The following is a 23,630-nucleotide window of genomic DNA, read 5'->3' as shown; positions in this document are numbered from 1 at the left end:
GGGGATTTTTTTATACAAGCACTGCGCGATCGCTCGCAAATTGGCTACCGCGAATGCGCTGAAACTCTTGGAGAAGCACTTCAACAGTCAACTTTTTCTTTTCTTCTCCACTTGCTTCAAAAATAATTTGCCCACCATCCATCATAATAAGCCGATTTCCTAATTGGACAGCTTGCTCCATATTGTGCGTCACCATTAGGGTCGTTAGGTGATTTGTTTCAACAATTTGTTTCGTTAAATCGGTAATTAATTGAGCGCGTGCAGGGTCTAACGCTGCCGTGTGCTCGTCAAGCAGGAGCACATGCGGTTGCGTAAACGTCGCCATTAAAAGTGACAACGCTTGCCGTTCTCCGCCAGATAATAAGCCCACTTTCGCATGCAGACGATTTTCTAGCCCAAGCTGAAGTGTTGCAAGCGCTTCTTTAAAAAATTCACGTCGCTTTTTCGTCACGCCGAAACGAAGCGTCCGCTTTGTTGTTCGGTTATAGGCTATCGCTAAATTTTCTTCAATCGTCATATTCGGTGCGGTTCCTGCCATCGGATCTTGAAAGACGCGACCGATGTAACGGGCGCGATCATGTTCACTCATCGTCGTCACATCTTTCCCGTCAATCATCACTTCACCGGTATCAGGGACAAGTCTTCCTGAAATAATATTCATCAACGTCGATTTTCCTGCCCCATTGCTGCCGATAATGGTGACAAAGTCGCCTGAGTGAAGCGAGAGATCAATATGTTTTAATGCCACTTTCTCATCGAGCGTTCCTTCGTTAAACACTTTCGTAATCTGCTTGAGTTGAAGCAACGGCTGCACCCCGCTTTCTCGCTTTCCGTTGTTTTTCAGCACGCGCCGCGATCATTTGCGGAACGACGAGCGCTAAAATGACGATCAAAGCTGTAATTAGCTTCACATCACCGGTTTCTAAAAATTGGACGCGCAACGCCAACGTAATGACGATACGATATACAATGGCTCCGAAAATGACTGCAAGCGTCGCTCGTACAATCGTTTTCGCCCCAAATAGCGCTTCCCCAATAATGACCGATGCTAAACCGATGACAATCATGCCGATTCCCATGCCAATATCGCTAAAGCCGCTATATTGCGCAATGAGCGCGCCCGAAAACGCAACAAGCGCATTCGAAAGCCCAAGCCCCATGATTGTTAAACGGTCGGTATTACCTGAAAAGCTAGCAATCATTTTTTTGTTATCCCCGACTGCACGAAGCGCCAAACCGACTTCTGTTTTTAAAAATAAGTCAATAACAACTTTCACTATAACAACTAACAACATCCCAAAAACGATAATTCCCCACGTTTTCGGAACGAAAGGAATAACCGTTGCCAAAGCTTGATCGAGACGTTGAAACGCTTTCGTAATGATTGTCATGACCGTTTCTTGTTGTAAAAGCGGGACGTTCGGTTTATCCATAATGCGCAAGTTAATCGAATATAAAGCAATCATCATTAAAATCCCTGATAATAACGGATTAATTTTCCCCTTCGTATGCAAAAGACCCGTCATACATCCGGCAATAAAGCCCGCCCCAAGCGCTGCAAGCGAGGCGATAAACGGATTGACACCAGCGACGATGAGGACGGAAGCAACAGCCGCTCCCGTCACAAAACTTCCGTCCACCGTCAAGTCAGGAAAATCTAAAATACGAAATGATATATACACACCAAGCGCCATGAGCGCATATAACAACCCTGCTTCTACAGAACTAAACAATGCTGTAATCATACGATCCATCCTTTGCGTTATTCGATAAATTCCGCCATGCTATCCCATTCACTACGCCACGTGATTCCCATCTCTTCTGCCGCTTTTTTGTTAATGACAAGTTTTAATTTTTGCGGATATTGCACCGGAAGTTCAGCCGGCTTTTTCTTCCCTTCTAAAATGTCTGCTGCCATCACACCCGCTTCGTAGCCAATATCATAATAGTCAAAGCCGTATGCCGCAAAACCACCACGTTTGACCGAATCTAACTCCCCAACAAAAAGCGGGATGTCTTGATCGTTTGCAACTTGAATGACGGATTCAAGTGCGGAAACAACAGTATTGTCTGTAATAACATAAAAACAATCCACTTTGCCGACTAACGATTCCGCTGCCTGCTTCACTTCCGCCGACGTCGACACCGACACAGGTACAATCGTTAAATCGGTTCCCTCCATCGCTTTTTTCACCGCATCCACTTGCGCGACGGAGTTTTGTTCACCAGCGTTGTAAATCATCCCGACGCGATTTCCATCGACAAATTGATCAATAAATTGCACCGTTTTTGGAATCGCATCTGGATGTGTGTCTGTCGTTCCTGTCACGTTTCCGCCCGGCTGTTCCATCGACTGTACAAGTTTCGCGCCAACCGGATCCGTCACAGACGTAAAGACGATCGGAATGTCTTTCGTTGCATTTAATGCACCAAGCGCACTCGGCGTCGAATTGGCGAAAATTAAATCGACGCCATCTGCCACAAAGTTGTTGGCAATCGTTTGGTTATTGTTCATATCTCCTTGCGCAATTTGCACATCGTATTCGACTTTTAATCCTTTCTCTTCAAGCGCCTTTTTAAATCCGTTAAACGCCGCATCAAGCGATGGATGTTCAACAATTTGCGTCACACCGACTTTATATGTTTTTTCTTTTTCCCCACTCGTTTCTTTCGTCGTTTTCTCTTCAGAACATCCAGCGAGCACACCACCGGCAAGCAGCAGCGCTCCACACGTTTTCAACCACTTCATTTTTATCCCCCTTACTTTTTTGCTGTTATGCTTTTATGCGTTAAATTATACAAATATATTTTCTAAATATCAAGTAAATTCTAAAAAGTAAATGAAAAAACGGTGCTCACATCGCACCGCTTTGAGAGATGACTTGCTCTTTTAACGCACGTCTTAAAATTTTTCCCGTCGTATTTTTTGGTAACTCGTCTAAAAATTCGATTGAACTTGGCACTTTATATTTTGCTAAATGTTCGCTACAATAAGCAATCAGCTGTTGTTCCGTTAACTGTTTATTTTTACTTACGACATAACATTTTACCGCTTCACCAAAATTCGGATCAGGTACACCAATGACCGCAGCTTCAACAACGTCTGGATGGCTATACAGCACTTCTTCCACTTCGCGCGGATATACGTTGTATCCCCCAACAATAATCATATCTTTTTTCCGATCAACAATGTAAAAATATCCTTCTTCGTCCATTTTCGCTAAATCGCCTGTATATAGCCATCCATCTCGAATCGTATGCGCCGTTTCTTCCGGCATTTTATAATATCCTTTCATCACATTCGGACCGCGCACGATCAATTCCCCGACTTCCCCAACAGGCACTTCTTCCCCTAATTCATTGACAATTTTATTTTCAACGTTCATAATGCTCGTCCCAATCGATCCCGGTTTACGCGGGCGATCGAGCGGATTAAAACACGTCACCGGTGACGCTTCCGATAAACCGTACCCTTCGGAAACGATGACATGAAATTTTTTCTCAAAGTTTTTCAATAATGCAACAGGCATTGACGCACCGCCTGAAATGCATAGACGCATATGTGCAAAGTCTTCCGCTTTTCCGTCTGGATATTGATATAAAAAGTTATACATCGTCGGTACGCCTGCAAAAACAGTTGCCTTTTGTTCACGTGCTACTTTAAACACTTCCGCTGGGCTAAATTTTGGGAGAATCAGCACCGTTCCGCCGTTCATAAGCGGGGCATTGAGCGCCACTGTCAAACAAAAGACATGAAACATCGGCAACGTCGCAATGACGCGATCATCTTCATTAATTTTTAAGTAGTCCGCGACATCTTGGGCGTTACGGTATAAATTTTTATGCGTTAACATCGCTCCTTTTGGTTTTCCGGTCGTTCCGGATGTATATAAAATGACCGCCACATCATCATCGTGAAGCTCTGGCCCGAAGAACGGAACATCACCTATCGCCAGCACATTTGTAAACGATTTCATTTTTGCCGGCACAGCGATCCCGTGTTCTTTTCCTTGCGGTGTTTCACAAATGATCATGTGCTCGACATTTGGCAAGCGTCCGTCAAGCTTCATAAACGTCGGAATGACAAGATCAAGCGCAATGACAACTTTTACATCGCCGTTCGTTAAAATGTAATGAATTTCATCCGCCGTATAAATTGGGTTAATCGGAATGACTGTCGCCCCTGCACACATGGCACCATACAAACTGACAATAAAATACGGTGAATTGCCTAGCAAAAGTGCCACATGATCCCCTTTGTTTACTCCAAGCTTTGCGAGCCCGCTCGCAAACTTCATAATCGCTCCGTTTAATTCACCGTACGTTGCAGACGTTTGCTCATACATATACGCCTGCTTATTTGGCTTCTCCGTAGCAATTTGCTGTAACCGTGAAACTAAATTCATCTTCCCCACCCCTTTAGTGAATGAATGATCATTCATTTTAAAATTAAAAAAATTCTAAATGTATTATATTTTAAAATAAAAAAACAGGCAAGCGAGACATCTTTTAAAAACAAATAAAAGCTTACTATTCACAACCAATGAACAGCAAGCTTGCTATAAGTGATTCAATCGCTTTCGATTAAAATCGCCCGTTGTACCGGAGGGCAATATGTCGCGGCCACGTTTGTTTCGTATAAATGATACTTTTTTCCGTCTAGCAATAACGTGTTCACATCGATCATTTCGCATTGCTTTCCTTCACTTTTTAAATGTTGGATAACGGCGTGCATCAAGCTGTTTTTATCAAAATATCTTTCATCTAACTCAATAACGATTTTATGATTAAGATTGCGATTACTTTTAAACACATGATTAAACATGCTAATCCTCTCCTTGTTCCTAAAAATACAAAGGTATGTTTTATCTCTCATAGACATCTACTTCTCTATCAATATTTTACCATAAAATAAAAAAGGGGACTTGCCCCTTGTTAAAACGACAACGACCGCATTTGGCTATCTGTAGCGCGCAACAGTTCTCCCCACGTTCGATAACCGCGCAGGCGAAATTGTTCTAATAGCTCCACAAATAAATACGCAGTCGTAAGCGCATCACCGATCGCCGAATGACGTTCATACATACGTGTGCCAAACGCTTGAGCGTATCGCTCTAAATCGCGCATATCATATGACGGTGCAATAAAACCAATTAAGTCGAGCGTATCGATAAACGTCGGTTTGCGAAATTTCATTTTTTCACGGCGCAATTCGTGTTTCATCACAAATAAATCAAATGAAATGTAATGACCGACAAAGCATACACTTTGTTTTTGTTCAACAAACTGGAAAAATTGTTGCAATGCTTCAATTGCCATCGGCGCATGCTGAACTTTTTCCTTTGTAATATTCGTCAGTTCAACAATAACGGGTGGAATATCACGATTTGGGTTCACATACGTATGAAACGTCTCGTTTTCAAGCACGTTCGTTCCTTTCACTTGCACCGCACCGATTTCGATTAACCGATCCATTGTCGCTACATCAAATCCCGTCGTTTCTGTATCAAATACGGTAAAAACAACGTCATCAATTGGTGTCGATAATGGAATGTTATCATTTAACTTATAATCAATCGCCTTGCGTAAAAAAAACATCATCATCCCCCTTAAAAATAAGAAAATAATTGCGTTTGTAGCTGTTTTAACGTTTTTAAGCTTAAAATAAGCTCATCTTTTTCACGCGTCGTCATCGTCGTAAACGATAAAACAGACGAAGACGGTTGATTTGCTTTGTAGTGATTCCATTTATGGCGAATGTAAATGGCTAGCACGTTTTCTGCCGCTTTTTGTACATCTTTCGCAAACGCTGGAGATAACATTTGTTTTTCTTTTAATTTTTCGATTCGCTCAAACGGCGTGCCAGATACAACGCCATGAATTAATCCTAAAATTTGCACGCTATGGTGGTACGGAAATAGCACTTCTTTTTTCATATCAATCGTTTTCCGCTCAAGTCCAAAAATCGAACGAATCGGGCGGTCAAGCGTCGGAATTTCATTTTGCTTTTCCATCTCCACGAGCCGAAAAAAGAAAATTTTCGCGCGGTTTAACTGCTCGCGAATTTGTTGTTTAAACGTGCGATGCAAATCCATATCCCCATATACAAATCGATATGAAAAAAAGTTTTGTGCCAACAACAAATTGTCGTTTGTCGCATGAATCATCCATTCACGCAATCGGTCTTTCCACGTCTCTAATGAACCGCGCCATGCTTCTTCGCTCGCCATCATTTTTCCTTTGCATCGCTCATATCCCGCTTTCTCCATCATGTGCACAATCGCCTTGCCAAGGTTCGCAAAGTACGAACGATGCTCCTCGCTTTCATACACGAGAAAATGATCTTGATCCGTCAGTAAAAACTGCTCTCCTCGGCCGCTTGATCCCATTTGATAAAAAGCGAATCGGCATGGAGGCTCCCCTACTCTGTCCAACGCTAACGACAAACAACGCAATACGAGCCGATCATACAGTTTCGTAATCATATGTAAACATTGGGCAATCGGCACTTGATCGCGCAACATCGTTGCTAACAACTCGTAAATTGCCGTTTTCACTTTTGGCAACGTTTGTTCATCTGCATGATCGATTTGTTGAATGGTGCGCATCATGCTTTCGTTTTTCTTTCGCATTAAATCAGAAAACGTCACGATACCTTGCACTTTTCCGTCATCTACAACAGGCAAATGTTTCACCCCACGTTCAATCATTAGCGCAAGCGCATCGTAATAATACGCAAATCGCGAAATCGTCGCGACGTCTTTTGTCATCACTCGTTCAACAACCGTATCGTACGGAAGTGATTGCCCTAGCACACGCTCGACAAGATCCGTTTCCGTTAAAATTCCACATAACGTTTGTTCGTCTGTCACGACGATCGAACTAATATGAGTCGCCGCCATTTTTTTCGCCGCCTCTTGTACGGTTGCCGTCGGCGGAAGGGTCACAACGTCGCGAATCATAACATCTTGCACAGGAACAACAAACGATGTAGCGTCCCCGAATTTACGCGCTTGCTTAATTTGCTCAGCAAGCGACACATATACATCTTTTAAACGAACACACGCCTGCGCAAGTAAATAGTCATGTACGTTCGGATCATCCCATAACCGCGTTAACACGGAAAACGGCATGACCAGCACTTCACATCGTTCCGCCGCCCGTACCGCAACGAGCTCTTCTTTTCCATCGCTTTTCGATACACCTAAAAAATGAGCTAAGCTTGAAAATCCGATAATTCCGCCTTTTTGCACCACTTCAAGCACTTCGTCATATCCTTCATGCTCAACATATACTTCTGCCACCCCATCAAGCAACAACACAAGCCCTTTACGCTGCTCATTTTTCCCTAAAATGAGATCATCTTTATCAAATGTCTTTTGTTCACATGCAGCGATAAGCTGTTCGATTTCGGATTGTGGCAATCCATGAAATAATGGATGCATCAATATCCCCTCCCTTACAAAAACGGCATCTGTATATACAGATGCCGAACACATTATCTCATCCACACTTGACCGTCTTTGTATGTCATTTGCTCTGGATAACGAAGATCATACACTTCTTCTTGAACAGACTGTGAAGGTTCTTTCGTCATTAATGAAACAACGACATTCGCTAACATGGCCGCAACTGCTCCAAAAATTCCTGCCCCTGTATCAACAATTCCTGCAACAGAAAATCCGCCATACTTTGCCGCTAAAATGTAGCCAAGCGAAACGGCTAAGCCGACAAGCATTCCTGCAATGGCACCTGCAGCGTTTGAACGTTTCCACCATACACCAAGGACAAGCGCTGGAAAGAACGTGCTTGCCGCAATAGCAAACGCCCATGCAACAATTTGTGTAATAACACCCGGTGGATTTAATGCAACTAAACCTGCTAACACTGTCGCAGTAACAATTGAAATGCGCGCAACAAGTAACCGATTTTGCTCTGACGCATTCGGACGTAAAATACGATAGTAAATGTCATGGGCAAATGAAGACGAAATGGCAATCATTAGGCCGCCTGCTGTTGATAATGCTGCCGCCATCGCTCCAGCTGCGACTAAGCCGATAACAAACATGCCAAGATTTGCGATTTCTGGCGTCGCCATAACGACGATGTCGTTGCTAATGACCATCTCTTGCCATTGTAAAATACCGTCGCCATTTGCATCCGCAATTTGCAACTTCCCTGTGTTAATCCACTTTTCTGTCCATGCTGGCAATTCGCTAATTTTTTGACCGACAACATTTTTAATTAAAATGAAGCGTGAAAACGCGGCGTACGCAGGCGCTGATAAGTAGAGCAACCCGATGAATAAAAGTGCCCATGCCCCTGACCAACGGGCTGCTTTCATCGTTGATACCGTATAGAAACGGACGATGACGTGCGGTAGACCCGCTGTTCCAGCCATTAATGTAAACATAAGAGCAAGAAACTGCCATTTGCTACCTTTCAAAAATGGTTCTGCATACTGTGAAATGCCTAATTGCTGATCCAACTCTTGAAACTGACCGACAATTTTTCCGTAAGAAAGCCACGGAATCGGGTTTCCTGTCAATTGAAGCGACATGAAAACGACCGGAATTAAGTAAGCGATAATTAAAATGACGTATTGCGCTACTTGCGTCCATGTAATTCCTTTCATTCCGCCAAACGCCGCATAAAACGCAATTAATACAACACCAATCATCGTACCGACTTTTGCATCTACTTCAAGCAAACGTCCGATAACGACGCCCGAGCCGGATAGCTGACCGATCGAATAAACGAATGAAATAATGATCGTACAGAGCGCTGCAATTACGCGAGCTGAATGGCTTTCAAAACGATCGCCGATAAACTCTGGTACCGTATAACGACCGTATTTGCGAAGTTGTGGGGCAAGTAAAAATGTCAATAATAAGTATCCACCTGTCCACCCCATAATGTATGCAAGACCGTCATAGCCTAACAACATAATCGTACCGGCCATACCGATAAAGGAGGCCGCACTCATCCAGTCCGCCGCAATCGCCATTCCGTTTGAAAACGGGGAAATGCCACGACCTGCGACGTAAAAATCAGACGTTTCTTTCGCCTTATTGTAAATTGCAATCCCAATATATAACGCAAATGATGCGATAATAATGGATAAAGACACGAGAAATTGTGTATCCATATTGCTCCCCCTTCCCCTTTGTTCTCTTAATGATCAAGCGCTTTGCCTGCGCTTAATTGTTCGTTTTTCTCTTCGTTAATGCCGTACTTTTTATCAATGTTGTCGCTTACTTTCGCGTTAATAAACAACAAGATGATAAACGTCGCAACAGCTCCTTGTGCCCCCATAAAGTAATGGAATGGGAAACCGTTAAACGTCATATTTTTAAATGACTCCGCGAACATAACGACGCCAAACGACACAATAAACCAAATAATCAAAAAAATAACAATTAACCGCACACGCTCACGGAAGTACGCATCCGCCACTTTTTTATCAATTTGTTTCAAACAAACACACCCCCAAGTTAAAAATAAATTTGACCGTTTCTAAAAATGGTGCTGGGAACGTTATGACTTCAAATAAAAAGTAAGCGAAGACTGACAAGAACGGAATGAGTAAAAAGAAAGGTTTTTGCTTACGAAAAGCAACGTATAAACTGACGACTGTAATCGCTAAGATGAGGTAAAACACAATCAAACAAATACCCCCTTTAAATTGTAAGCGTTATCATTTTCTTTTAACATCCACCTCCTAGCACGTGTTACTAAATTTTAAGAAAATTCTAACACAACCATATTATCTCTACTTTTCAATCTATCGTCAAGCATCTGTTCAAAAAATTTTCAAATTTTTTATTCTGTATTATAACAAAAGGGCAGCGATTCGCTACCCTTCCCATGTCCATCTTGTTTTTGCTAATTGCACATCGCCACGGAAAATCGTTTTTGCTTCGTCGACAAGTTGTTCAACGTTGCCGAAATGAGGCAAGTGCGTCAGTAACAATGTTTCAACCTCAGCTTCACGGGCGATCGTCGCCGCTTCTTCGCTCGTCATATGACCTGCTTGTTTCGCATGTTGTCCTGCGTAAAAATTGCATTCACAAATGAGTAAATGTGCCTGTTTCGCAAAAGGAACAAACTGTGGCAAATAGCTTGAATCGGCAGTATACACGACCGTTTTTCCTCCTGCCGTTATTCGCATCGCATAACAAATCGCTGGGTGTTCTGTTCGCATAAACGAAATCGTAAACGGACCGATATGAAGCGTCTCATTTGGATCATACGCGACCGCTTTTGTCACCCCTTTATGCGCAAGGCGTGCAAATCCATCACGATCGAGGGAATGACCGTAAATCGGTAACTCCGGCAAATCCACACCTAAATTTTTCTTAATAAGTCGAGCATATTGAAGCGGACCGATGTCTGCTACGTGATCATGATGGTAATGCGATACGATCACTGCATCAATTTGTTCAATGTCAATGACGTTTTGGAGCTGGGCTAACGCTCCGCTTCCGCAGTCAACTAACAGATGAAACCCGTCATGTTCAACTAAATAACATGACGTTGCTTCATTTTTTTTCGGAAATGCTCCCCAATAGCCGATCACTGTCACTTTCATATGTATTCACCTTCCTTGCAAAAATGTGTACAACTACACAATACCAAATTTCTGAACAAATTTCACACACGCAAATGTTATAAAACAACTATTGACATATGATATTCTGTTATAATACAATAAAATTAACAAAAGTGAAGGGGATGGGGAATGATGTTAGAAAAAATGTCTGAATTTTATAAAAAGTTGCCGCCAAAAACATGTTGTGAGTGCGGCAAAGAAATGGAAGAACAACATGAATGTTACGGCAACGTTTGCGTGCAATGTTTAAACGTTTCTTGTTAAAGTAAAAAGCAGCCTGCGTGGCTGCTTTTTACTTTAACTTATATACACGTGCTTCATACGGTTTAAGCGTAATCGTGTCAATCGATTCATTTTCATCGACCGTATAGTTGCTAATAAGCAATTGTTTTTCGGTGAACGTGATATGTGACGGCAACGTAAATGTCGGTTGCTCGCTGCTAAAGTTTGTAATAACGAGCAGTTGTTCATCGTTGAACTTGCGTACGTACGCATAAATTTGTTCATCATCTTCAAGAAGTAACTCGTATGAACCGTATACGATAATCGGATGTTCTTTTCGAAGGCGAATGAGTTTTTTATAATAATGGAACACCGAGTTTTCATCTTTCAACGCTTGTTCGACGTTAATGTCGCGATAATTCGGATTTACATTAATCCACGGAGTGCCTGTTGTAAACCCGGCATGTTCTGTCGCATCCCATTGCATTGGCGTACGTGCATTGTCGCGACCGCGATAATGAATCGCCTTTAATATTTTGTCTGGATCATACCCTTTGTTTACCACAACATCGTTCCATAAGTTAATCGTTTCCACGTCACGATAATATTCAATGGACGGGAAAGAAACGTTCGTCATACCGATTTCTTGTCCTTGATAAATGTATGGCGTTCCTTGCATCATATGTAGCCATGTCGCTAACATTTTTGCACTTTCTACACGATACGTTTTGTCGTCACCAAAACGTGAAACAGAACGCGGTTGATCATGATTTTCTAAATAAAGAGAATTCCAACCTTTCCCGTGCAGTTCAACTTGCCATTTGCTCATAATTTTTTTCAAGTCGGTCAATTTCCACGGTTGAATGTCCCACTTTCCAAGATGACTTCCCGGTTTTGCGTCAACATCCATATGCTCGAATTGAAACAACATGTTCATGACGCCATCTTGCTCGTTCGTAAATCGAATCGCATCATCTGTTGTGACCATTGGCGTTTCGCCGACTGTCATAATGTCGTATTTACTTAATACTTTTTCTTTCATTTCACGCAAATAGTCCATTAATTTCGGACCGTTCACAAAATATTGACCGCCCCATTGATAACGATCGTCAGGATTTGTCACCGGGGCATCAGGCAATCCTTCTACTTTCGATAATAGGTTGATAACATCCATCCGGAATCCGTCAATACCGCGGTCTAGCCACCACGTCATCATGTTGAAAACTTCTTCGCGCACCTTTTCGTTTTCCCAGTTTAAATCTGGTTGTTTTTTCGAAAATAAATGTAAGTAATATTCCCCTGTCGCTTCATCATATTGCCAAGCTGAACCGCTGAAAAACGATTGCCAATTGTTCGGCTCTTTTCCGTCTTTCCCTGGTCGCCAAATGTAATAGTCGCGATACGGATTGTCTTTTGACTTGCGCGATTCAATAAACCAATGATGTTCATCTGACGTATGGTTGACGACTAAATCCATCACTAATTTCATGCCGCGCGCATGCATTTCGTGAAGCAGTTCGTCCCAGTCAGCGAGCGTTCCAAACTCGTCCATAATGTCTTGATAGTCGCTAATGTCATAGCCGTTATCGTCGTTTGGCGACTTATATACAGGCGATAACCAAACGACATCGACGCCAAGCTCTTGTAAATAATCTAATTTTTCAATGATGCCGCGCAAATCGCCAATTCCGTCCCCATTTGAATCTTTAAAACTGCGCGGATAAATTTGATATACAACTGCTTCTTTCCACCACATGTTTATTCCTCTCCCCTCTATTCTTTTACAGAACCAGATGTTAAACCTGATACGATGCGACGTTGGAATAATAATACCATAATGACGAGCGGAATCGTCACAATGACCGTTGCTGCTGAAATTTCGCCCCATGGAATCGTATATTGCCCTTGGAACATCGCAATACCAACTGGCACGGTCTTATATTTCTCAGCTGTGTTAATCGTTAGCGCGAATAAAAATTCGTTCCATGCGGCGATGAAAACGAGAATGGATGTCGTAAAAATACCTGGTACAGCTAATGGTAAAATGACTTTAAAATACGTTTGAAGCGGTGTTGCCCCGTCCATTTTCGCAGCTTCTTCTAAATCAAACGGAATTTTACGGAAAAACGTCACTAATAACCAAATCGAAAGCGGCAATGCAAACGTCGTATACGGAATAATCAACCCTAAATAACTATTTGTTAACTCAAACTTTTTCACAAACATGTAAATCGGCGAAATGGTCGCAATTTGCGGAAACATCGACACCGATAACACGATGCCAAGAATGACCGATTTTCCTTTGAAATCTAAACGAGCAATCGCATATGCGGCAAACGCAGCAACAAACACAGTGTACACCGTTGTAATTGTCGCGATCACCGTACTGTTCCATAAATATTTTAAAAACGGATAATTGACGAAAACAGAGACGTAACTTTTTAACGTCGGATGGCTCGTAAACCAATTAAACGCTTCTTCACCAAATAATTCACTTAACGGCTTAATCGAACTTAATAAAATCCATAAAAATGGAAACATGACTAAAAAAACGAAAATAAATAAAAACACGTAAAACAATGGACCGGCTTTCTTTTGCATCGTTGCACCTCCTATTTTCGGTCAGAAATGAGGTCAGCACCTAAAAATTTAATGTAAATTGTCGAAATGATCGCTACGCAAATGAAAACGATCACCGCTAACGCTGAACCGCCACCGAAGTTTGTTTGCGAGAACATGACTTTATACGCTAAGATCGAGATCGTTTCTGTCGAGTTCGCTGGTCCTCCACCTGTTAAAACGAAAATTAAGTCAAACACACGAAACGCATCAAGCGTACGGAACAAAAGCGCAACGAGAATACTTGATTTTAAAAGCGGTAACGTAATTTTGACAAACTGTTGCCATTTTGTCGCTCCGTCAATCGATGCCGCTTCGTATAAGGAGCTCGGAATCGTTTGCAAACCAGCAAGCAATAATAATGCCATGTATGGAGTTGTTTTCCACACGTCAGAGAAAATGACAGCAAACATCGCTCCTGCACCTGTCGTTAATAGTTCACTCATATTATTGATAATGCCGATATCCGCAAAATATTTAGCGACAATCCCGTTTTGTCCGTCATATAAAAACTTCCACATTAATGCAGATACCGCTGTCGGAATCGCCCACGGAATTAAAATCGTTGCCCGCACAAGCCCGCGGCCGAAAAAGGCTTTATTAATTAGCAACGCAATCGCTAAACCGAGCACTAATTCAAGCGCAACAGAAATGACAGTAAATATCGTCGTATTCCAAAGCGCTTTCCATAAACGTGTATCACTGAAATAGTTTTTATAATGAGCTAAACCGACAAAGTTCGGTTCAATGACCGCTCCGCTTAATCCGTTCGCAAGCCCTGTTAATTTATCTCCTTGCTTCAATTGTCCGTTTTCATTTAGTGTTTTTAACGTTTGTTTAGCATCTTGCATCGTTTCCATTAAATCTTTTGCCGCTTGTTCATCGATTGGGACAATTTTTATTTCTTCACTCGGTACTTCAAAATTATTTAAAATTTCATCTACTTGTTCATACCGTTTCGCCACGTCTTCATCGGCACGAATTTCTTCATCGACTTGTTGGAGTCGCTCTTGTAATGACGTGAGCTTCTCTTTTTCCTCACCTGTCGCTTGAGCAACTTCTTGATTTAACGCATTCATTAAAAACGGGTAACTTTCTAAATATCGCTCTAAGTTTAAACTGTAATCAAGATGGAGAGAGGACTTCGCTGGGTTGTTGAGACGATAGTCAAATAAACTGAAATAAAATGACTGAATGACCGGCCAAATCGCAACCGCCAAAATAAGCAAGAGCGACGGAGCAACAAGAATGTAAGCTAAACGACGCTCCGATTTTTTTTCGTTTTTCACTCGTTGTTCCCCCTTTATGCAAAGGATTTAGCCTTCAGCACTTATATGAGGCTGAAGGCTAACGTGCAATTACTGCATAACTGCTTTAATTTCTTTTTCCATGTTCGCAACTGCTTCTTCGACTGTAATTTGTCCAGCAATCGCTTTTGATACGTTAATTTGAATAATTTCGGACACTTCTGGGTAGTTTGGTACAACTGGACGTGGTACCGCTGCGTTTAATCCGTTAACAAATCCTTCTTCTGCAAAGAATGGGTTCGCTTTTAACACTTCTTCGTCTTTAAATAGTTCTGGAAGCGTTGGTGCTAAACCGCCGTAAATCGCAGAAATTTTTTGACCTTCTGGACCAGTCATAAATTTCACGAATTCCCAAGCCGCTTCTTTATTTTTCGAATATGCGTTAATCGCTGTCATCCATCCGCCTAATGCCGCCGCTGAACCTTTATCGCCCGCTGGTAGTGGCGCAACGCCGACTTTATCCACAATTTTTGATTGTTCTGGATCGTTCGCTAGCGCATATTGATATGGCCAGTTGCGGATAAATGGCGATTGTCCTTCAATAAACGCTGTATGAGATTCTGGCTCTGTAAATGTTGTAATGTTGCTTGGCACAACGTCAGATGTTGCAATTTCAACCATTTTCTTTAATCCTTTAATTGTTTCAGGGCTATTGACAACAACATTATTGTTTTCGTCTACAATTTTTCCACCGTATGCCGCAATAAACTCAATGGCGTTACATACTAATCCTTCGTATTGTTTCGCTTGCATTAAATATCCGAATTGTGTACCGCCCTGTCCTTTAAACTCACGTGCAGCGGCTAACAATTCATCCCATGTTTTTGGCACTTTATCTTCTGGTACGATATCTTTACGATAAAATAATAATCCTGTATCAATAAATTTTGGCATCGCCCATTGTTTTCCATCAAAGTTTCCAGCTGCGAGCGCACCTTGGTTATATGCATTTAAATCAATGCCGTCTTTTTCAATAAAACGATCGAGCGGAAGAACATATCCAGCTTGTGCAAATTCTGCTGGCCAAATAACGTCTAAATCCATGACGTCGATTTCAGACGACTTCGCATTTAACATCGTGACGTATGCATCGTGCTGCGCCCCTGTGTCTGAAGGCATTTCGCGGAATTCAACATCAATGTTTGGATATTTTGCTTCAAACGCTTTGACGATTTCTTCTGTCGCTTTTGTTGCATCTTTACCGCGAGCGTACACAATTTTTACAACTTCTTCAGATTTTTTTGCATCGTCTTTCTTATCCGTTGTTTCCTTCTTGTCTGTGTCTTGACCGCCAGAACAAGCTGTCAAGCCGAGCGTAAGCGCTAACAATGCAGAAGAAAATTTCGTTGCCTTCTTCATAAAAAAGTCCCCCTTTATTGAATTAAGATAAAATGTATGTCAAGCTTCATTTTTATGAAGCTTGCTACCAACTGTCGACGCACGTACAATCAACTGAAGTGGAAATTCATAAATTTCTTGTACGTCATACCTTTTTGTCTGAATTTTTTCTACGATAAGGTCGACGGCTTTTTGAGCCATTTGTTTGACTGGCTGATGCACAGTTGTAATCGTCGGGTTTGTTAGCTCAGTAATCGCTTGATTGTCAAAACCAACAACAGCTAAATGTTCAGGGATGCGATAGCCACATCTTAACGCCTCAGATATAATGCCGGCCGCTACTTCATCGCTTCCGGTGAATACAGCCGTCGGTCGTTCTGAAAGCGCCATCATTTGATGAAATACGCGCTTTCCATCCGCAATGTGAAACGCATCGCGAAAAGCGTATCGTTCATCGAATGTCAGTTTATATTCTGCTAACGCTTTTTTAAAACCGATTTCCCGCGATTTTGCGACATTGCTTCGATAGCCACCAGAACAATAGGCGATTTTCGTATGACCTTGTTCGAGTAAATGTTTCGTTGCTATGTATCCCCCATATACTTGATCGAGCCGAACAGTTGGAACGTTTGCACAGTCATCAAACTCGTTACAAAGAACAATCGGCCCGTACTGTAAAAACGGCTTTAGCTTTTTCCACTCGTTTTGAATGGAAGCTAAAATGACTCCGTCGACTTGTTTTGTTTTTAATAAATTCATATAGTTTAACTCTTTTTCTGGCGAATAGCGCGTTTGACAAATAATGAGCTGATAGCCATGTTCCGTAGCCGCCATTTCTGTCGCTTCGACAAGCTCACTAAAAAATGGATTCGTAATGCGCGGAATAAATAGCGCTAAAATGCTCGTTTTTTGATTCCGCAAACTTCTCGCCGATGAATTAGGCACATATCCTAATTTTTCCATCGCTTCAAGCACGAGCTTTCGTTTCTCTTCTGACACGTACGGGTGATTGTTTATGACGCGCGAAATCGTCGTCCGTGAAAGCCCTGTTAGCTTGGCGACATCTTCAATTGTCGCCATCCTCCCATTCCCCCTCTTGTTTCAATCGAAAAGAAACGAATGAAATCGTTTTCATATTCATATTATACTCGCCCCATCTTGTATATGCAAGTTAATTTTTTAAAAATTTTTTCATAGAAAAAAAGCTTCCGAAGCCTATTACGCTTCAGAAGCTTGTTCCACAATTGTTGTGAATTGGCGACGATGTTGGATCGTAAAATACGTCATCGTTCCCGCCATCATAACGACGATAAACATAAGCAATTTGCCGACGTTTTCCCACATAAACGCAAAATCACCGCTTGAAATGACCGCTTTAAATCCGAAAACAGAATATGTCATCGGCAGCCATGCGTTAAAATGTTGCAATGCACGTGGAATTAACTCAAGCGGAAACGTACCTGCGCTTGTCGTTAATTGTAAAATTAAGACGACAATTCCGATAAATCGTCCCGGATCTCCAAAAACCGTCACGAGAAATTGAATGACTGATAAAAAGGTAATGCTTGTCACTACGCTGAATAAAAGGAACAACGGAACGCTTTTCACCTGTAAATCAAGCCCGAAAAGCAATACGCTGTCCGCAAGAAGCGCTTGTAACACCCCCACGCCAATGAGTACACCAAATTTCGCAAAAAACCATTGAAATGGTGAGCGTGGCACTCCAGCCGGTTCGCGAAGTGGAAAAACGATCGAAAGTAAAAGCGCACCAACAAACAATCCTAACGACAAGAAATATGGTGTAAACCCTGTTCCGTAGTTTGGCACTTCATTGATTTTTTTATCTTTTACTTTCACCGGTTCGGCAAACATGTTATATACGTCTTCGTTTGCTTTAACGTTGCTTGCTTTTTCAGCACCTTCTTTCAATTTATCTGCTAGTTCTCCTGAACCGTCTGCAAGCTGATTCATTCCATCTTGCAATGTTTCAGTTCCGTTTGTTAGTTCATTCATTCCGTTCGCTAATTGTTGTGCACCATCCGCTAACCGATGCGCACCATCTTGCAGTTGATTCATCCCCCCGACAAGTTGCTGTTGTCCAGCAAGCAGTTCGTTTACGCCGCTATCGAGAGCCACATGCCCTTCATGTAGTTGCTTTGCCCCTTCGCTTAAAGACGTCGCACCTACTTGTAACGCTTTAGCTCCATCGTTTAACTGTACAACGCCTGTTTCTACTTGTTTGCTCCCTAGTGATAATTGCTCAACATGTTGTTTTAATTGCTCGTATACCGCTTTTTGTACTGGATCTGACGTCTGCGCAATAAGCGTATTAAGTTGCGCAACGAGTTGCTCTAATCCACTTGTCACTTGCGTGGCACCCGCTTGAACTTGCGTAGCTCCTTGTTGCCACTCGGCGAGCGATGTAACTAGTTGTTCCGTCCCGCCACTTAATTGCTCTGAGCCTTGTAAAAGTAGTGGCATGCGAGCATCGAGCGCTTTCATTCCTTCCAATAGATCACGTGCACCAGAGACAAGCTCCGAAGTTCCTTCTTCTGCTTGTTTAGTGCCCTCAAGCAACTGCTTCTGTCCATCAACGATGCGCGTCATCCCATCATATAGCCTGTTCGTTCCGTCTTTTGCATCTATCAATCCGTCATGCAATTTGTTTGCCCCGTCGCTCGCTTTTGTTAGTCCGTCCGCCAACGTTTTTACGTTTTCAAACATGTTTTCGGCGTACGTTTCGGTTAATGTTTTTGCTACCTCTGTTTTAATTCTTTCTACTGCTGTTCCACCGATTTGGGCAGATAAAAAGTTAAACCCTTCATTTGGCTTGTAAATAAGTTGAAGCTTTTTCGGATGATCATCTTGTAACGTCGTTGCGTTTTTAGAAAAATCTTCAGGAATTTCAATCAGCATATAATACCGTTGCTCTTTTAATCCTTTTTCCCCTTCACTTTGGCTTACAAAATGCCAATCAAACTGTTTCTTTTCCTTTAGCTTGTCGACGAGATCATCACCAATATGGAGCTCTTCTCCTTCAAATGTCGCACCTTTGTCATTATTGACAACAGCGACAGGCAAATCGTCTAAATGATCGTACGGATCCCAAAACGCCCATAAAAACATACCACTATATAAAAGCGGAATAAATAAAACAGCGATAATCGGAATAAGCACTTTCCGATTGGACGTGACCGCTTTTATTTCTTTTATAAACAATTTGCTCAACCCCCTTTTTAAAATATTGACCAATTTGTTCATTTAGTCATTTTACACAAAAAAGAGAAGGATCATCATCGAGATAATCCTTTTAATAAATACGAATCAAACAGTTCGGCAATTTTTTGTTGCGACAACGGCTCATGCTCTTTTCCCCAATCGACATGTAACGCGATATACATCTTGAACATTAAAAACGCCGTTAGCTCTGCATCGCACGAACGAATTTCCCCTTTTGCCATCGCCTCTTCTATTTTTTCCCGCACATAAGCGATCATTTCACGATCAAGTCGCTTCATCACATCACGTACAGCTGGCGTGCCGATATCGCGCACTTCTTGTAACAGCTTAATCGTCAACTCATGTTCTTTGCGAAACGTAAAAATACGTTGCAAAGCACGTTGCACGTTTTCGTTAAACGATAAGCGTTGATCGATTGCCGCGTCTGCCTCATGCTTAATTTCAGAAATGATCGAAGAAACGATGTCTTCAAGCAGCTCTTCTTTACTTTTAAAAAACGTGTAAATCGTCCCTTTTCCGACATTCGCCATTTTCGCTACTTGCTCCATCGTCGTTGCTTTATAGCCAAAAAGCGAAAATGACTTCGCTGCCGCTTCAATAATTTGTTTTCTTTTATCTGACATAGGCGTTCATCCTTTATTTTGACTAAATGAACATTTTGGTCATTTCGTTTTATATCGTAACACATATGATCTGTAGTTGCAAGAAAAAAGGTGCCTTTTATAGCGACACCTTTTCTTTCGTATAAGCTAAATAATGCAATACTTTTTTAACTGCCTCTTCCCCTTGATCGATGCAATCCGGGAGCCCAAGCCCTTCATACGAACTTCCTGCTAAAAAGATGCCTGGAAGATGTTGTTGCATATGTTGTTTCACCCGTTCCATCCGTTCACGATGACCAACCGTATATTGCGGCATCGATTGTTTCCAACGTGTCACAATCGAAAACATCGGATTCATCGTAATGTTCATCACTTTATTTAAATCGTCCATCACGACTTGAACGATATCTTCGTCTGTTTGATCAACAATCGCCTCATCCCCAGGACGTCCGACATAACAACGCAACAAAACATAACCTTCTGGAGTTGTATGTGGCCATTTTTTATGCGTCCACGTACATGCAGTTATTGTATAATCGCTATCGCGCGAAACAACAAATCCCGTTCCATTCATATCCTTCGCTATCGCTTCTTTCGGAAACGCTAATGCGACCGTTGCAACAGACGTCGATGGCATCGTTTCAAAAGAAGAAAACGTTGTTTCATTCGGAAAAAGCGATGGCAATGATTGATGCGGAACAGCGACTACAACGCTATCCGCTTCTTTTTTCTCCCCGTTGCTTAACATTAACACATATCGTTCCTCAACCTTCTCAATCCGCTCAACACGGACTCCCTTATGCACCGTTCCTTTTTCCAACCTTTGCTCAATCGCATCAACAAGCGAAGCCAACCCCGTTTTTAACGTTTGAAAAATGCCTTTGTCGCTTTTTTGTTTCGTTTTTTGTTTCGGCATCGACCGCTTCATGCCGAGCACGAGACTTCCGTGTTTTTGCTCTAAGTGGAAATATTGAGGAAACGTTGCCATTAAGCTAAGTTGGTCAATATCGCCTGCATAAATGCCTGATAATAAAGGTTCAATGAGGCGATCCACCACTTCATTTCCGAGACGACGGCGGAAAAATTGCCCGAGCGATACGTCCCCCTTCGTTTTTAACGGTGGCAAAACAAAGTCAGCTGCAGCTCGCAACTTTCCAAATGGCGAAAACAGTCGCGTTACAACAAACGGTGCCAGCTTCGTCGGAATGCCCATCACCGCTCCGCCTGGAATCGGATGAAGCGTTCGATTGACGAGAATGTATGATTGACCTGCCGTATTATGCACGAGCTCTTTCTCAAGCCCGACTTCGTGAATGAGGCGTGAGGCGCTCATTTTTCGTGCCAAAAAAGAATCCGGTCCGCGCTCAATGACAAAACCATCGCGATACACCGTTTGCACTTTTCCGCCAAGTCGATGACTCGCTTCAATTAATTCACACGAAATGGGCAACTGTTTTTCGCGCGCTTCTTTTTGTAAGTAATACGCTGCCGCAAGTCCCGTCATCCCCCCGCCAATAATGACGACTTTCCTTTTCATAATGACTCGCCTTCTTTACGTAAATGATTTAAAACAACTGTTGCAAGGGCGTCAATAAACTGTGGATGGGCGTTTGGCATCGGCGGGCGATAGTAACTGACGCCAAGTTCATCTGTTACTTGTTTACATTCAATGTCGTTATCGTACAACACTTCTAAATGATCGGACACAAATCCTGCTGGAACGTATACGAATGCCTCGTACCCTTTTTCTTCATATAGTTGTCGCGTTAAATCTTGCACATCAGGACCTAGCCAAGGCTCTGGCGTATTGCCTGCACTTTGCCAACCAATGACGTATTCCGAAACACCTGCTTCTTTCGCAATGAAATCGGCTGTTTCTTGTAGTTGTTTTGGGTATGGATCTCCCATTGCGATAATTTTTTTAGGCAAGCTGTGGGCGGAAACGATCAACACCGCTTTTTCCCGCTCTCGTTCAGACATCGAAGCATACGTTTCTTTTACCCGTTCTGCCCAATATTGAATAAATTTCGGTTCAGTATACCAACTTTCCACACACGTCAACTTCGGTCCACCTAAACGGGCCGCTTCTTCTTTTGCTCGTCCGTTGTATGATTTGACACTAAATGTCGAAAAATGCGGCGCTAATACGATCGAAACCGCTTCTTCTATTCCGTCTTCATGCATTTGCCGAACGGCATCTTCAACGAACGGCTCAATATGCTTTAATCCTAAATACATGCGAAATTCAATCTCATCTTGTACTTCATTAAGTCGCTCGGCAAGTTTTTCCGCCTGTTGTTTTGTAATAGCTACAAGCGGTGAGATGCCTCCGATCGCTTCGTAACGCTCGCGAAGATCGGCTAGCATCTCTTCCGACGGTTTGCGACCATGACGAATGTGCGTGTAATATCGCTCTAAATCCTCTTCTTTATACGGCGTGCCGTACGCCATGACAAGCAATCCCATTACTTTTTTTGACATCGTTTATTCATCCTTTTCTTTTTGCTGAATAATCGTGGATAAACGCTGTAAGTCGTTTTAACGTTTCTGGCTTGATTTGTGGGAAAATGCCATGCCCTAAGTTAAATACGTACCCACCTTCATGCGCCATGCCTTCGTCTAAAATTTGTTTGACGCGCGCTTCGATAACCTCCCATGGGGCAAGCAATACGGCTGGATCTAAATTGCCTTGTAACGCTTTTGTCAGCCCCATCTCGCGCGCTTCACGAATCGATAAGCGCCAATCTAAACCGACGACATCAAGCGGCAAATCGTGCCATTCTTTCGCTAAATGGCTTGCGCCAACTCCAAACATAATAAGCGGAACATGTTCGTCACGAAGCGCGGTAAAAATACGCTCCATCGTCGGTTTAATAAATTGACGATAATCAGAAACATTGACTGCACCAACCCAAGAATCAAAAATTTGAATGGCGCTTGCCCCGGCACGAATTTGCGCTTTCACGTAACGAATTGTCATATCCGCTAGCTTATCCATAAGGGCAAACCATGCTTTCGGTTCCGCATACATAAACGCTTTCGTTTTATTATAGTTTTTCGAAGGGCCACCTTCAATCATATAGCTCGCTAATGTAAACGGCGCACCAGCAAAACCGATGAGCGGAACAGTCAGTTGCTCTTTCGTCAATAGGCGAATCGTTTCAAGCACGTATGGCACGTCGTTTTCTGGATCAATTTCACCGAGACGTTCGACATCGGCAAGCGAACGAATCGGATTGTCGATAACTGGTCCGATACCCGCTTTAATATCGACATCGACACCGATCGCTGGAAGCGGTGACATAATATCTTTATATAAAATGGCCGCATCGACGTTATATTGTTCAACAGGCAAACGCGTCACATAGGCGCATAGCTCTGGTTGGTGTGTAATTTCAAAAAGCGAATATTTTTCTTTCAACGCGCGGTATTCCGGTTGCGAACGCCCTGCTTGTCTCATATACCAAACAGGAACGTATTCCGTCGCTTCTCCGCGACAGGCACGTAAAAATGTATCGTTTTTAATCATCATGTCCATCCTTTCATGTTATGTAATCGCTTATATTATAGTGTAGCGAAATTGTTTATTTGTTTCCACTAACACAACTATACCGATTTTTTCACCGTCTGGGTAGTAATAATGTGCAACGTTCATGAAATCGCCAAGAAGAAAAGAAAGTGGTAAAATAT

General features: G+C 42.4%; 22 protein-coding genes. 1 reads left to right on the top strand and 21 read right to left on the bottom strand.

The annotated features are described in order from the left end of the window. Window positions 1-10: 10 nt before the first annotated feature. From LD028_RS11440 to LD028_RS11390, 11 genes are all read right to left on the bottom strand, one after another. Entirely contained in the window at window positions 11-805 is a 795-nt protein-coding gene (locus LD028_RS11440; RefSeq protein WP_237811885.1) for an ABC transporter ATP-binding protein, read from the bottom strand. Then, window positions 771-1,745, bottom strand: coding sequence for an ABC transporter permease (locus LD028_RS11435; protein WP_237811884.1), 975 nt, complete (start codon window positions 1,743-1,745; stop codon window positions 771-773). The genes LD028_RS11440 and LD028_RS11435 overlap by 35 nt, the downstream gene beginning before the upstream one ends. Window positions 1,746-1,762: 17 nt before the next feature. Next, window positions 1,763-2,749 (bottom strand): ABC transporter substrate-binding protein, encoded by a 987-nt coding sequence (locus tag LD028_RS11430; protein WP_237811883.1) that lies wholly within the window; start codon window positions 2,747-2,749, stop codon window positions 1,763-1,765. Between the two features lie 106 nt (window positions 2,750-2,855). Further along, window positions 2,856-4,406 (bottom strand): fatty acid--CoA ligase family protein, encoded by a 1,551-nt coding sequence (locus LD028_RS11425; protein ID WP_237811882.1) that lies wholly within the window; start codon window positions 4,404-4,406, stop codon window positions 2,856-2,858. 164 nt (window positions 4,407-4,570) lie between these two features. Continuing rightward, window positions 4,571-4,825, bottom strand: a complete 255-nt coding sequence (locus LD028_RS11420; RefSeq protein ID WP_237811881.1) for a hypothetical protein — start codon at window positions 4,823-4,825, stop codon at window positions 4,571-4,573. 110 nt (window positions 4,826-4,935) lie between these two features. Continuing rightward, window positions 4,936-5,598, bottom strand: coding sequence for a 3'-5' exonuclease (locus LD028_RS11415; RefSeq protein ID WP_237811880.1), 663 nt, complete (start codon window positions 5,596-5,598; stop codon window positions 4,936-4,938). A gap of 11 nt (window positions 5,599-5,609) precedes the next feature. After that, entirely contained in the window at window positions 5,610-7,445 is a 1,836-nt protein-coding gene (locus LD028_RS11410) for a DUF294 nucleotidyltransferase-like domain-containing protein (protein ID WP_237811879.1), read from the bottom strand. Between the two features lie 53 nt (window positions 7,446-7,498). Continuing rightward, window positions 7,499-9,148 (bottom strand): sodium:solute symporter family protein, encoded by a 1,650-nt coding sequence (locus tag LD028_RS11405; RefSeq protein ID WP_237811878.1) that lies wholly within the window; start codon window positions 9,146-9,148, stop codon window positions 7,499-7,501. Between the two features lie 26 nt (window positions 9,149-9,174). Next, window positions 9,175-9,477 carry a DUF4212 domain-containing protein gene (locus tag LD028_RS11400; RefSeq protein ID WP_237811877.1) on the bottom strand — a complete coding sequence of 101 codons (303 nt, stop codon included), beginning with the start codon at window positions 9,475-9,477 and terminating at the stop codon, window positions 9,175-9,177. Beyond that, entirely contained in the window at window positions 9,464-9,667 is a 204-nt protein-coding gene (locus tag LD028_RS11395) for a hypothetical protein (protein ID WP_237811876.1), read from the bottom strand. The genes LD028_RS11400 and LD028_RS11395 overlap by 14 nt, the downstream gene beginning before the upstream one ends. A 189-nt stretch (window positions 9,668-9,856) precedes the next feature. Continuing rightward, window positions 9,857-10,591, bottom strand: coding sequence for an MBL fold metallo-hydrolase (locus tag LD028_RS11390; RefSeq protein ID WP_237811875.1), 735 nt, complete (start codon window positions 10,589-10,591; stop codon window positions 9,857-9,859). A gap of 153 nt (window positions 10,592-10,744) precedes the next feature. Between LD028_RS11390 and yhfH the strand changes: the two genes are divergently transcribed. After that, entirely contained in the window at window positions 10,745-10,876 is a 132-nt protein-coding gene (gene yhfH / locus LD028_RS11385; RefSeq protein ID WP_021095297.1) for a protein YhfH, read from the top strand. Window positions 10,877-10,904: 28 nt separating this feature from the next. On the opposite strand, the gene LD028_RS11380 is transcribed toward yhfH, so the two are convergent. The 10 genes from LD028_RS11380 to hemE all read right to left on the bottom strand — a co-directional run bounded on the left by LD028_RS11380 (window position 10,905) and on the right by hemE (window position 23,478). Next, on the bottom strand, window positions 10,905-12,590 hold the full coding sequence (locus LD028_RS11380) for a glycoside hydrolase family 13 protein (RefSeq protein WP_237811874.1): 1,686 nt from the start codon (window positions 12,588-12,590) through the stop codon (window positions 10,905-10,907). A gap of 17 nt (window positions 12,591-12,607) precedes the next feature. Then, window positions 12,608-13,435 (bottom strand): carbohydrate ABC transporter permease, encoded by an 828-nt coding sequence (locus tag LD028_RS11375; protein WP_012575804.1) that lies wholly within the window; start codon window positions 13,433-13,435, stop codon window positions 12,608-12,610. Window positions 13,436-13,446: 11 nt separating this feature from the next. Continuing rightward, complete coding sequence (locus LD028_RS11370) at window positions 13,447-14,742, bottom strand: ABC transporter permease subunit (RefSeq protein WP_237811873.1); 1,296 nt, start codon at window positions 14,740-14,742, stop codon at window positions 13,447-13,449. A 69-nt stretch (window positions 14,743-14,811) separates the two neighbouring features. Next, the gene (locus LD028_RS11365) at window positions 14,812-16,119 is read right to left on the bottom strand and encodes an ABC transporter substrate-binding protein (protein WP_237811872.1); all 1,308 of its coding nucleotides are present in this window, start codon (window positions 16,117-16,119) and stop codon (window positions 14,812-14,814) included. A 39-nt stretch (window positions 16,120-16,158) separates the two neighbouring features. Beyond that, window positions 16,159-17,178 (bottom strand): LacI family DNA-binding transcriptional regulator, encoded by a 1,020-nt coding sequence (locus LD028_RS11360; RefSeq protein WP_237811871.1) that lies wholly within the window; start codon window positions 17,176-17,178, stop codon window positions 16,159-16,161. Window positions 17,179-17,316: 138 nt separating this feature from the next. After that, on the bottom strand, window positions 17,317-19,359 hold the full coding sequence (locus tag LD028_RS11355; protein ID WP_237811870.1) for a YhgE/Pip domain-containing protein: 2,043 nt from the start codon (window positions 19,357-19,359) through the stop codon (window positions 17,317-17,319). 32 nt (window positions 19,360-19,391) lie between these two features. Then, on the bottom strand, window positions 19,392-19,961 hold the full coding sequence (locus LD028_RS11350) for a TetR/AcrR family transcriptional regulator (RefSeq protein ID WP_237811869.1): 570 nt from the start codon (window positions 19,959-19,961) through the stop codon (window positions 19,392-19,394). A gap of 97 nt (window positions 19,962-20,058) precedes the next feature. Continuing rightward, window positions 20,059-21,477, bottom strand: coding sequence for a protoporphyrinogen oxidase (gene hemY, locus LD028_RS11345; RefSeq protein WP_237811868.1), 1,419 nt, complete (start codon window positions 21,475-21,477; stop codon window positions 20,059-20,061). Then, window positions 21,474-22,421 carry a ferrochelatase gene (hemH, locus tag LD028_RS11340; RefSeq protein WP_237811867.1) on the bottom strand — a complete coding sequence of 316 codons (948 nt, stop codon included), beginning with the start codon at window positions 22,419-22,421 and terminating at the stop codon, window positions 21,474-21,476. The genes hemY and hemH overlap by 4 nt, the downstream gene beginning before the upstream one ends. Before the next feature lie 7 nt (window positions 22,422-22,428). Beyond that, the gene (gene hemE, locus LD028_RS11335) at window positions 22,429-23,478 is read right to left on the bottom strand and encodes a uroporphyrinogen decarboxylase (protein WP_006319083.1); all 1,050 of its coding nucleotides are present in this window, start codon (window positions 23,476-23,478) and stop codon (window positions 22,429-22,431) included. Between the last annotated feature and the right edge of the window lie 152 nt (window positions 23,479-23,630).

Source organism: Anoxybacillus sp. LAT27, from assembly GCF_022030075.1.
In the GTDB taxonomy this organism is placed as follows: Bacteria; Bacillota; Bacilli; order Bacillales; family Anoxybacillaceae; genus Anoxybacillus; species Anoxybacillus kestanbolensis.
This window is presented reverse-complemented; position numbering and strand designations above follow the sequence as displayed.